Genomic DNA, 10,789 nt, shown 5'->3' with positions numbered 1-10,789 from the left:
GCCCAGCGCAGCGCGAGCCCGCGCACGTCGACCGGTGCCCGGTCGAACCGCGCCGCCGCCCCGGCGCCCTCCGGTGGCGGTGCGTCGGCATCCGCCCCGGCCGCAGCGGCCGTCGCCTGGGCCCCGGGCGTCGCGTCCTACGGCGTCGGCGGCCTGGGCGCGGCGCTGAACGCCGCGCGGGCCGAGAACGGGCTCCCGGCGCTGTCGGTCTCCGGCTCGTCGTCGCTGGCGGACCACGCCGCCGCGATGGCCGCCGCGGGCAGCATCTGGCACTCGGGCGACGACCACATCGTCGGCTGGGTGCAGCCGGTGAGCGACAGCCAGATGATCGCCGCCTACATGAACTCCCCGGGCCACCGCGCGTGGATCCTCAAGGCGGACAAGTCGTCGGTGTCGATCGGTGCGGTGACGATCAACGGCCGGCTCTACACGGCGATGCGGTTCTCCTGACGGCCGGCGCGCGCCGCGGGTCCTGCCCGCGGCGCGCGGACGTCAGCGCAGCGCCTGCGTCAGCCGGTCGAGCGCGAGGTCCAGGTCGTCGGCCTCGACCACGAGCGGCGGCGCGAGCCGGATCGTCGACCCGTGGGTGTCCTTCGCCAGCACGCCGAGCCGCAGCAGCCGCTCGCACAGCTCGCGCCCGGTCATCCGCGCCGGGTCCACGTCGAGCCCGGCCCACAGCCCCACGCCGCGGCTGCCGACGAGCAGGCCGGTGTCGACCAGCGTCGCCAGCCGCTCGTGCAGGTGCGCGCCGAGGGTGCGGGCCCGCTCCTGGAACGTCCCGGGACGCAGCAGGTCGACCACCGCGATCCCGACGGCGCACGCGAGCGGGTTGCCCCCGAACGTCGACCCGTGGGTGCCGGCCGTCAGCACGCCGAGCACGTCCGGCCGCCCCACCACGGCGGACACCGGCAGCACGCCGCCGCCGAGCGCCTTGCCGAGCGTCACGAGGTCGGCGCGCACGCCCCACAGCTCCAGAGCGAACGTCGTGCCGGTGCGCCCGAGCCCCGACTGGATCTCGTCCGCGATCAGCAGGACGTCGGCCTCGTCGCAGATCGACCGCACGGCCGGCCAGTACCCGGCGGGCGGCACGACCACGCCCTGCTCGCCCTGGATCGGCTCCAGCAGCACGGCGACCGTGGTCTCGTCGATCGCGCCGCGCAGCGCCTCGGCATCGCCGAACGGCACGACCCGGAACCCCGGGGTGTGCGGGGCGAAGCCGTCCCGGGCCTCGGGGTCCGTGGAGAAGGACACGATGGTGGTCGTCCGGCCGTGGAAGTTGCCGGCGGCCACGACGATGGTCGCGCGCTCGGGGGCCACGCCGCGGACGTCGTAGCCCCACTTCCGGGCGGCCTTGATGGCGGTCTCGACGGCCTCGGCGCCCGTGTTCATCGGCAGCACCATCGGCTGCGGACCCTCGGCTGCGGCCCCCGCGCCCGCGATCCCCGCGCCCGCGATCCCCGCACCCGCGACCACCGGCCGCGCGAGGTCGGACAGCGCCTCGGCGAACGGGTGGAGCAGGTCGTGGTCGAACGCCCGCGACGACAGGGTCAGCCGGTCGAGCTGGGCCTTCGCCGCCCCGATCAGCGCGGGGTGCCGGTGCCCGAAGTTCAGCGCCGAGTAGCCCGCGAGCATGTCGAGGTACGTGCGCCCCTCGGCGTCGCGGACCCACGCGCCCTCGCCGGTCGTGAGCGTGACGGGCAGCGGGTGGTAGTTCGGCGCGAGGGGGCCGGCGGCTGCGGCCTCGGCGTCCCGGCTCGGGATCGTGGCGGTCATGGGGGTCACCTTCCGGGCCGGGGGGTGGTGCCGGCCGGGACGTGCCCGGCCGGCCGAGGGGGTCAGCGGGCGGGGCGGATCTCCAGCGTGCAGCACTTCGCGCCGCCGCCGCCCTTGAGCAGCTCGCTGGTGTCGACCGGGATCGGGCGGAAGCCGCGGTCGGTCAGCTGGGCGGCCAGGTCGGTGGCGCCGGGGGCGACGACCACGTTGAGCCCGTCGCTCACCGCGTTCAGCCCGAGGCACGCGGCGTCGGCCTCGGAGGCGATGACGGCGTCCGGGTAGCGCCGCTCGAGCTCGGCCCGCGAGGCGTCCGAGAAGGCCGGCGGGAAGTAGGCGATCTGCTCGCGGCCGGCGGTCGAGTCGAGCACGGCCAGCGCGGTGTCGAGGTGGTAGTAGTGCGCGTCGACCAGCTCGAGCGTGACGACCTCGCGGCCCGTGACCCGCGCGAGCTCGTCGTGCGAGGCGCGGTCGGTGCGGAAGCCGGTTCCCGCGAGCAGCACGTCGCCGACGCCGAGGATGTCGCCCTCGCCCTCGTTGACCTGCTCGGCGGTGTGCGTCACGTAGCCGTGGTCCGCGAACCACTTCTCGTAGGCCGGGCCCTCGGGCTGGCGCTCGGGGTAGCGGAACTTCGCGGAGTACACGAGGCCGTCCACGATCGTCGCGCCGTTGGCGGCGTAGACCATGTCCGGCAGGCCCGGGATCGGGTCGATCGTCTCGACCGTGTGGCCGAGCTGCTCGAAGGTGTCCTTGAGCACCGTCCACTGCTGCACCGCGAGGCCCGCGTCGGTGTACCGCGTCGAGTCCATCCACGGGTTGATCTCGTAGGAGACCGTGTAGAAGGTCGGCTCGCACATCAGGTAGTGGCGGCGGATCTGCTGCGGGGTCGCGGGCATGGTGCTCCTCGAGGTGTCCGGGAACGGCGTGGTCGGACGTCGGGCCGCCTCGTCGGGGCGCGTCCGGGCAAGCCTACGATCCACCCGCTCGGCGCATCATGGCGCGACGTTGCGCGGAGGCCACCGGTTCGTTGCGCGAATCGGCTCTCAGGCGGCGGTTCGTTGCGCGCCGTCTGCGACCTCACGCGCCGCGCGTCGCAGGACGAGCCCCAGCATCCGGTCCACGAGCAGCACGCCGAGCCACCGCGTCGCGACCGGCGGGAGCCCGCGCAGGTGCACCGACTCGCTCCACGTGACCCGGGCCGACGAGCCCGCCGCCTCGACCTCGATCCGGGCCGCGCCGAGCAGCACCGGGCCGAGCTTCTGGAACACCGCGACGCCGGGGACGGCACCGAGCGGGCGCTCGTAGCGCTCGATCCGCATCCGGTCGACCAGGCCGGGCCCGCCGCCGCGCGCGGTCGGTCCGGTCACCGCGCGGATCTCGTCCCCGACCTCGGGCGTCGTCCCGCCGGCGGCCCGCGCGGACCGCCGGACCAGGTCGACCCGGGTCAGCGGGACCCACCGGGTGTGGTGCCGGGCGTCGGCGACGAGGTCCCAGGCGCGCTCGGCGTCCAGGGGCAGCACCCGGGACGCACGCGCCCACGGCGTGCGGTCCCGGTCTCGCGTGATCATCGTCGCCCTCGTCCTCGTCCCCGCCGGTGCGTCGCTCGCGGGGCGCGGGGCCGCTCGCCCCGCGTCGACCCCGGGCGCGTCCCGACATCCTCCTCCCTGGGATCGTCACCCGTCGCCGAGATCTGCGGCCCGGCCGGTGCCTGCTGGGTGCAGGCACCCAGGCGCGCCCGGGTGAAAGGGCCGGGGTACCCTCGGGCCGTGCAGACGAGGACGCTGGGCAGGACAGGACGTGACGTCGGGGTCGTGGGGCTGGGCTGCTGGCAGCTCGGCGGCGACTGGGGCGAGGTGGCCGAGGACGACGCGCTCGCGGTGCTCGCCGCGGCGGCGGACGCGGGGGTGACGTTCTTCGACACCGCCGACGTGTACGGCGACGGCCGCAGCGAGTCGCTGATCGGGCGGTTCCTGCGCGAGCGGCCCGCCGACGCCGCGCGGATCACCGTCGCCACCAAGATGGGCCGGCGCGCGGACCCGCACGTCGCCGAGGCGTACACGCTCGACGCGTTCCGCGCGTGGACCGACCGGTCCCGGGCGAACCTCGGCGTCGACACCCTCGACCTCGTCCAGCTGCACTGCCCGCCGAGCGCCGTGCTCGACCGGGACGCGACCTACGACGCGCTGGACACCCTGGTCGACGAGGGCCGGGTCGCCGCCTACGGCGTGTCCGTCGAGACCGTCGACGAGGCGCTCGCGGCGATCGCCCGCCCGCACGTCGCGACGATCCAGATCATCCTCAACGCCTTCCGCCGCAAGCCGCTCGAGCGGGTGCTGCCCGCGGCCGCCGAGGCCGGCGTCGGCATCATCGCGCGCGTCCCGCTCGCGTCCGGCCTGCTGTCGGGGAAGTACGACGAGCACACCGAGTTCGCCCCGACCGACCACCGGTCGTTCAACCGGCACGGCGAGGCCTTCGACGTGGGCGAGACGTTCGCCGGCGTGCCGTTCGAGGTCGGCGTCGCGGCGGCCCGCGAGGTCGCCGCCCTCACCCCCGCCGGGGCCACGACGGCCCAGCTCGCGCTGCGGTGGATCATCGACCAGCCGGGCGTCTCGACGGTCATCCCGGGCGCGCGCAACGCGGAGCAGGCCCGGGCGAACGCGGACGCCGCGCTGATCCCCGCGCTGGACGAGTTCACGCTGGACCGCTTCCGGGCCGTCTACGACGAGCGCATCCGCCCGCACGTCCACGACCGCTGGTGACCCGCTGCCGCGCTGACGCCCGCGCCCGCTGACGCCCGCACTCGCCGACCCCCGCACGCGCTGACGCCCGCACTCGCCGACCCCCGCACCACCCTCACGCGCGGCGCCCCGTTCGCCGAGTCTCCACTTCGTGCCTCTGCCCGGCCGCCTGCGCACAGGCACGAAGTGGAGACTCGGCGGGGCGTGCGGGGCGTGCGGGGCGCGAGGGCGCGCGAAGTGCGGGTGCGCGGGGCGCGCGGGGGCGGGCGGGTGCGGGGCGCGCGGAGGCGCGCGCCGGGTCAGCGGCGCGGGAGACGCCTGCGGGGCTGCTCGATCAGGCGCGGGGCGCCCTCCGTGGCCTCGACCACCAGGACGCTGTCGCCCCAGCGGTCGGGCGCGGGGCCGAACGCCTTGCGGGCGCCCTGGATCACCGTGCGCCCCAGGGCGCGGCCGCCGGTGACGCCGATGACCGCGCCGATCCCGAACGGCACCATCCGCCCGAGCGCCAGCCCGCCCTGCCGCGCGAGCTGCTTGCGGAACAGCTGCCGGGTGAGCCGGGCGTTGACCCGGCGGATCGTGCCCGTCGGCATCCGGGTGAGCAGGGCGCGGGCGACGTTGAGCCCCCGCAGCCCGGTCAGCTCGCCGACGTCCGTGACCGCCTTCGCCCCGGACTCGCCGAGGATCGTGGCGAGCAGCAGCGCGCGGCGGCGCTCGGCGTCCTCGACGTCGATCCCGTGCACGCTCGCGACGGCCAGCGAGAACGCCGCGGACGCGCCGAAGAACGTCGCCACGTCGCCGACGGTCAGCGCCATCGCCACGCCGGTGCCCACCGCGGGGGCCGCCGCGGCCGCGCCGACCGCGCCGCCGGTGCCCTGGACGACGAGCAGGTACTCGCGCTCCAGGAGCCCGATCACCTCCGCGGGGCTGGCCTCGGGGTTGCGGCGCCGGACCGAGTCGACGTGCGCGTGGATCGTGGCGGACGGGATCGTCACGGCGCGGTCCAGGGCCGCGTCGACGATCGGGGTCCGGCGCAGCGCCATCACTCGCCCGTGATCTCGAGGTCGACGGTCGCCCCGGCCTTGAGCGTGTTGCCGACGGTGCAGTGCTGCTCGACGGCGCGGTGCACGACCCGCAGCAGCCGCTCCTTGGTGGCCTCGTCGAGCCCGGACAGGTCGACGACCATCCGCTCGTGCAGCTCGGGGTACCGGTCGTCGGGCTTGTAGTTGTCGCCGCTGACCTCGACCGTGACCTCGACGTCGTCGCCGAGCCGGTGGCTCAGGGCGGTGTCGGCGGACATGCCGGAGCAGCCCGCGAGCGCGATCTTGAGCAGCTCGCCCGGGGTGAAGACGGCGCCGGCCTCGGCGGGGCCCATGCGGACCTCGGCGCCGCGCTCGTTGCGCCCGGTGTAGGTGCGGGTGCCGGTGCGCTCGACCCAGAGCCGGGGGGCTGCGGCGGGGGCGTCGGGGGTGGCGGGCACGTCGGTCTCCGGCGCGAGCCCGGTGTTCGGGGACTCCATGGGCCGATCCTGTCACGCGGCCGGTGACTCGGCAGGGGATCAGCCGTGGGCGGACGGTACCGGCGGGCGCTCGTCCGGACGGGTGGTTCCCGACCCGGGGGCGTCCCGGCAGCGGTCGCGGCGCGGGGAACGCTCACTAGGCTGACGCCGTTCGGCCGGGTCGAGCGGGGCCCCGGCGGCTGCGATCGGGGGACCGCATGAGCGTGGACGAGGACCGGGACGTGGCGTCGACGGCACGTGGTCCTGCGCCGGACGTGCAGCAGATCCTCGACCGGGTGCGCGAGCACCTCGGCATGGACGTCGCGTTCCTCTCCAGCCTCACCACGTCGGCGGAGGTCGTCCTCGCCACGAGCACCGAGACCGGGCCGATGCAGATGGCCGTCGGCGACGTGCGGGACCTCGACGACACCTACTGCGTGCGCGTGCTGGCCGGGCTGCTGCCGCCGGTGCTGCCCGACGCGCGCCGGCACCCGGTCGCCCGGGAGCTCGCCGTGACCCGGGACCTCGGGATCGGCGCCTACCTCGGCGCGCCGCTGCGGGGCCCCGACGGGGAGCCGGTCGGGATGCTCTGCTGCCTGGCCCGCGGCGCGAACCCGCTGCTCGACGAGGACGCGCTGCGGGTGCTCGGCCTCGCGGCGGCGCTGGTCGAGGACCGCATGGGCGTGCTGGGGCTGCCGCACCGGCCGGCGGTGTCGGAGCGCGTGCGGTGGATCCGCGCCGTGCTGGCGGAGCGCGGGGTGCGCAGCGTGTTCCAGCCCGTCGTGCACCTCGGCACGGGCGAGGTCGTCGCCGTCGAGGCGCTGTCCCGGTTCGACCCCGAGCGGTTCCCCACGCCGGTGCACGCGTTCGCGGCCGCGGCGGCCGCGGGGGAGGGGGTCGAGCTCGAGCTGCTCGCCGCGGAGTGCGCGCTCGCCCGGCTGGGTGAGCTGCCGCCGGGCGTGCGGATGTCGGTGAACCTGTCCGCGGAGGCGCTGACGGACCCCCGGACGGCGGACCTGCTGCTCGCGCACGGGCCCGCCGTCGGCGTCGAGGTCACGGAGCACACGCCGGTCGCCGACTACGAGGCGCTGACCGCCGTGACCGACCGGCTGCGCGCGGCGGGGCACCAGGTCGCGGTCGACGACGCCGGGGCGGGCTTCGCGAGCCTGCGGCACGTGCTGCAGCTGCGACCGACCTCCATCAAGCTCGACCTGGCGCTGGTGCGCGGCTGCGACCTCGACCCGGTGCGCCGGGCGCTGATCCGGGCGGTGGCCGAGTTCGCCCGGGGGATCGACTCGTGGCTCGTCGCCGAGGGCGTCGAGACCGAGCACGAGCGCGCGGCGCTGCAGGCGCTCGGGGTCGAGTACGGGCAGGGCTACCTGCTCGGGCGGCCGGCGCCGCTCGACGTGGCGCTGCGCAGCGCGGCCGGGGGCTGACGCTCCTCCGCCGCAGGGGGGAGGCGGTCCAGCCCGACGGCCGATCCGCGTCCGGCGGGCCGCGACCTAGGCTCGACCGCATGCCCGCCCCCGACCCCGACGCCGCTCAGGCGCCGCCGCGCCTCGGCCCGTGGTCCCGGACCTGGCGCTACCTGCTGGCGGTGGGGTCCGGACTCCTCACCTGGGTGTTCGTGTCCCACGACATCGGGGCGGTCGGGACCGTCGACGAGGACCTCGCCGGGGCGCTCATGCTGCTCGACCTGGTGCTCGGGCTCGTCGCCGTCGCGCTGCTGCCGCTGCGCCGCAGGCGCCCGCTGCTGACCGCGGTGCTGATCACCGCGCTCACCACGCTGTCGGCGTTCGCCGTCGGGCCCGCGATGCTCGCCCTGGTGTCGATCGCCACCCGCCGCCGGTGGCGCGAGGTGGCGGTCGTCGGGACGGTGTGGGTGCTGTCCACGACGGCCTACGAGCTGCTCTACCAGGGCAGCACCGGGTCGCAGACGTCGGGGGTGCCGTGGCTGCTGCTCACGCTCGCCCTCAGCCTGCTGTTCTTCGGCCTGCTCGTCGCGATCGGGTTCTACGTCGGCGCCCGCCGCGAGCTGCTCCAGACGCTGCGGCTGCGCGCCGAGGCCGCCGAGCGCGCCCAGGAGTCGCGCGCCGCCGAGGCCCGGCAGGCCGAGCGCACCCGGATCGCCCGCGAGATGCACGACGTGCTGGCGCACCGCATCTCCCTGGTCGCCATGCAGGCCGGGGGCCTCGCCTACCGGGAGGACCTCAGCCGCGCGCAGATCACCGCCTCCGCCGAGACCATCCGGGACAGCGCGCACCGGGCGCTCGGCGAGCTCCGCGAGGTGCTGGGCGTGCTCCGGGCCGACGACGACACCGTGGTCCGCACCGAGCACGAGGCGCCGCAGCCGACGCTCGCCGAGCTGCCCGCCCTGCTCGCCGACGCCGACGAGGCCGGCACCCCGGCCCGGCTGGACGTGTCCGGGCTGCCCGGCGGGGACCGGTCGGCGCTCGCGGCGCTGCCCGAGACCGCGTCCCGCACGGCCTTCCGGGTGCTGCAGGAGGCGCTGACCAACGCCCGCAAGCACGCCCCCGGCCAGGAGGTGCGGGTCCGGCTCGCGGGCGCGCCGGGGGACCGGCTGCTGGTCGAGGCGTGCAACCCCGTGCCCGTCGGGGTGGTCGCCGGTGCACCCGGGGCGGGGCTCGGGCTCATCGGGGCCGCCGAGCGCGCCGAGCTGCTCGGCGGGTCGCTGGAGCACGGGATCGAGCAGGACGGGCGGTTCGCCGTGAGAGTGTGGCTGCCGTGGCCGAGCTGACCCCGACCCCCGCCGGAGCACCCGACGACGTGGTGCGCGTGGTGGTCGTCGACGACGACGCCCTGGTGCGCGCCAGCCTGCGGATGATCCTCGGCGGCGACCCCCGGCTCGAGGTGGTCGCCGAGTGCGCCGACGGCGCCGAGGCCGTCACGGTCGTGCAGCGGCTGCGCCCCGACGTCGTGCTCATGGACGTCCGGATGCCGCGGGTCGACGGGCTGACCGCGCTCCGGTCGCTCGCCGCCGCCGGGTCGCCGGCCCGGGTCATCGTGCTGACCACCTTCGACGCCGACGAGCTGGTGCTGCGCGCGCTGCGCGAGGGTGCCGCCGGCTTCCTGCTCAAGGACACGCCGCCCGCGCAGCTCGTCGACGGCATCCACCGGGTCGCGGCGGGCGAGCCGATCCTGTCGCCGACGGTCACCGCGCAGCTCATCGCGTCGGTGGCGAAGCCGGAGGACGCCGAGCGGCGGGCGGCGGCCCTCCGGGCCCTGGAGGTGCTGACCCCGCGGGAGCGGGACGTCGCGGTGGCGGTCGCGGAGGGGCTGTCGAACCAGGAGGTCGCCGAGCGCCTGTACCTCGGGCTGGCGACGGTGAAGACGCACGTCGCGCACCTGTTCGCGAAGCTCGGCGTGGTGAACCGGGTGCAGATCGCGCGCCTCGTCCACGACGCCGGCCTGGGCTGACCGGCGCCGTGCCACGGCCGCCGCGTCGAGGGGGTAGCTGACGCGTCGAGGGGGTACCCGCGGCGTCGAGGGGGGACGGCCGCGGCGTCGTCAGACGCCGATGCCCGCTCGGGCCGCCAGCGCCCGGTCCACGGCGGCGTCGCGGTCCGCGAGGGCGCGGGCCGTCGCGCGGGCGCGGGTGGCGGCGTGCGCGTCGGCCCCCGTCCGCGGGGGCCGGCTCAGGGCGGCCCGGCGGCGGCGCACCGACAGGTAGGGCAGGCGGAGCGGCACGGCGCGGGTGCCGTAGCTGACGTCGAAGGTCACGGTGGTCATGGCTCAGTCCTCCTGCTGCGGTGCGTGCGGGGCGGCCTCGGCGGCGGGCTCGAAGGCCATGTCGGGGTTGACCGCGGTGAGCAGCCGCATCATGCGGGCGCCGCCGGGTCGGATCGCGGGGTCGACGGTGCGCCCGTCGAACCGCTTCATCAGCGCGTGCATGCCCTCGATCAGCTCGGCCGTCTCGGCGGGGGTCGCCCAGAACGCCGACGTGCTGAGCTGAGTCAGCGGGATGAGCTCCGGGTCGATGACGCCGTCGTGCTCGAGGTGCCGCAGGTGGTCGATGTACCGCTCGGCCTCGCGGCGGACCGAGATCTCGGCGAGCTCCAGCACCGCGCGGCGCGACGCCGGGTCGAGCGGGTCGGGCGTGATGTTGCGCTCGCGGGACACGACCCGCCAGGGGCGCTCGCGGCCGCGGGGCTCGGCGGGCTCGATGTAGCCGGCCTTGGCGAGCGTGCGCAGGTGGAACGAGCAGTTGGCGACGGTCTGGCCGAGGTGCACGGCGCACTCGGTGGCGGTGGCCTCGCCGACGTCGTCCAGGAACGACAGCAGGTCCATCCGCACGGGGTGGGCGAGCGCGCGGACCCGGGTCGGGTCGGTGACGCGCATCGTCTCGGGGGTGGTCCGCCGGGGCGCCGCGGCGGCGCGGGCCGGGTCGTCGGCGTCGGCGTCGTGCTCGGCGTTGGTCATGGCAGCAACGGTAGACGCGCAACACCTCTTGCGCAAGACCTATTGCGCAAGAGGTGTTGCGTCGCAGACCGCTGGTCAGCCGAGGGCCACCTCCACGCCGCCCGAGAACGGCGAGTCGCGCAGCTCGACCCGGGTGACCCTCGCGCCCGCCGCCCGGGTCCCCACCCGCGCCCGCGCCCTCCCGCCCTCCCGCCCTCCCGCGCCCCGCAGACCGCCGAGAGGGCAACCGACACGTCGAGCGAGTACCCAGCGGGTACTCGCTCGACGCGTCGCGTACCCCCTCGGCGCGCGACGCGGGCGAGACGGGCGGCGGGCGGCGGGCGGCGGGCGGCGGGCGGCGGGCGGC

12 protein-coding genes are annotated in these 10,789 nt (G+C 76.5%); 5 read left to right on the top strand and 7 right to left on the bottom strand.

Annotated elements, in window-relative coordinates:
• Positions 1 to 450, top strand: a 450-nt coding sequence (locus tag FA014_RS20075; RefSeq protein ID WP_230323172.1) for a CAP domain-containing protein, incomplete at its 5' end; no start/stop codon positions are given.
• 42 nt (positions 451 to 492) lie between these two features.
• On the opposite strand, the gene FA014_RS14335 is transcribed toward FA014_RS20075, so the two are convergent.
• From FA014_RS14335 to FA014_RS14325, 3 genes are all read right to left on the bottom strand, one after another.
• Positions 493 to 1,773 (bottom strand): aspartate aminotransferase family protein, encoded by a 1,281-nt coding sequence (locus FA014_RS14335; protein ID WP_154730337.1) that lies wholly within the window; start codon positions 1,771 to 1,773, stop codon positions 493 to 495.
• A 62-nt stretch (positions 1,774 to 1,835) separates the two neighbouring features.
• The gene (gene ddaH / locus FA014_RS14330) at positions 1,836 to 2,666 is read right to left on the bottom strand and encodes a dimethylargininase (protein WP_154730336.1); all 831 of its coding nucleotides are present in this window, start codon (positions 2,664 to 2,666) and stop codon (positions 1,836 to 1,838) included.
• Positions 2,667 to 2,813: 147 nt separating this feature from the next.
• Positions 2,814 to 3,338, bottom strand: a complete 525-nt coding sequence (locus FA014_RS14325; protein WP_154730335.1) for an SRPBCC family protein — start codon at positions 3,336 to 3,338, stop codon at positions 2,814 to 2,816.
• Positions 3,339 to 3,536: 198 nt separating this feature from the next.
• On the opposite strand from FA014_RS14325, the gene FA014_RS14320 reads away from it, so the two are divergent.
• Positions 3,537 to 4,529, top strand: coding sequence for an aldo/keto reductase (locus FA014_RS14320; RefSeq protein WP_154730334.1), 993 nt, complete (start codon positions 3,537 to 3,539; stop codon positions 4,527 to 4,529).
• Positions 4,530 to 4,807: 278 nt separating this feature from the next.
• On the opposite strand, the gene FA014_RS14315 is transcribed toward FA014_RS14320, so the two are convergent.
• Positions 4,808 to 5,548 (bottom strand): hypothetical protein, encoded by a 741-nt coding sequence (locus FA014_RS14315; protein ID WP_154730333.1) that lies wholly within the window; start codon positions 5,546 to 5,548, stop codon positions 4,808 to 4,810.
• Positions 5,548 to 6,024, bottom strand: a complete 477-nt coding sequence (locus FA014_RS14310) for an OsmC family protein (RefSeq protein WP_154730332.1) — start codon at positions 6,022 to 6,024, stop codon at positions 5,548 to 5,550. The genes FA014_RS14315 and FA014_RS14310 overlap by 1 nt, the downstream gene beginning before the upstream one ends.
• A 197-nt stretch (positions 6,025 to 6,221) precedes the next feature.
• On the opposite strand from FA014_RS14310, the gene FA014_RS14305 reads away from it, so the two are divergent.
• The 3 genes from FA014_RS14305 to FA014_RS14295 all read left to right on the top strand — a co-directional run bounded on the left by FA014_RS14305 (position 6,222) and on the right by FA014_RS14295 (position 9,441).
• Complete coding sequence (locus tag FA014_RS14305; RefSeq protein ID WP_154730331.1) at positions 6,222 to 7,439, top strand: sensor domain-containing phosphodiesterase; 1,218 nt, start codon at positions 6,222 to 6,224, stop codon at positions 7,437 to 7,439.
• An 80-nt stretch (positions 7,440 to 7,519) separates the two neighbouring features.
• Complete coding sequence (locus FA014_RS14300; RefSeq protein WP_154730330.1) at positions 7,520 to 8,761, top strand: sensor histidine kinase; 1,242 nt, start codon at positions 7,520 to 7,522, stop codon at positions 8,759 to 8,761.
• On the top strand, positions 8,749 to 9,441 hold the full coding sequence (locus FA014_RS14295; RefSeq protein WP_230323171.1) for a response regulator: 693 nt from the start codon (positions 8,749 to 8,751) through the stop codon (positions 9,439 to 9,441). Before FA014_RS14300 ends, FA014_RS14295 begins: the two co-directional genes overlap by 13 nt.
• A gap of 90 nt (positions 9,442 to 9,531) precedes the next feature.
• Here the strand turns inward: FA014_RS14295 and FA014_RS14290 are convergent, their stop codons facing one another.
• Entirely contained in the window at positions 9,532 to 9,753 is a 222-nt protein-coding gene (locus FA014_RS14290) for a hypothetical protein (RefSeq protein ID WP_154730329.1), read from the bottom strand.
• A gap of 3 nt (positions 9,754 to 9,756) precedes the next feature.
• Positions 9,757 to 10,443, bottom strand: a complete 687-nt coding sequence (locus FA014_RS14285; RefSeq protein WP_154730328.1) for an ArsR/SmtB family transcription factor — start codon at positions 10,441 to 10,443, stop codon at positions 9,757 to 9,759.
• Positions 10,444 to 10,789 lie beyond the last annotated feature (346 nt).

Origin of the sequence: Cellulomonas hominis (genome assembly GCF_005239125.1) — a bacterium.
GTDB classification, from domain to species: Bacteria; Actinomycetota; Actinomycetes; order Actinomycetales; family Cellulomonadaceae; genus Cellulomonas; species Cellulomonas hominis_A.
The sequence above is the reverse complement of the archived record's forward strand: the minus strand, read 5'-3'. Positions and strand labels throughout refer to the sequence as shown.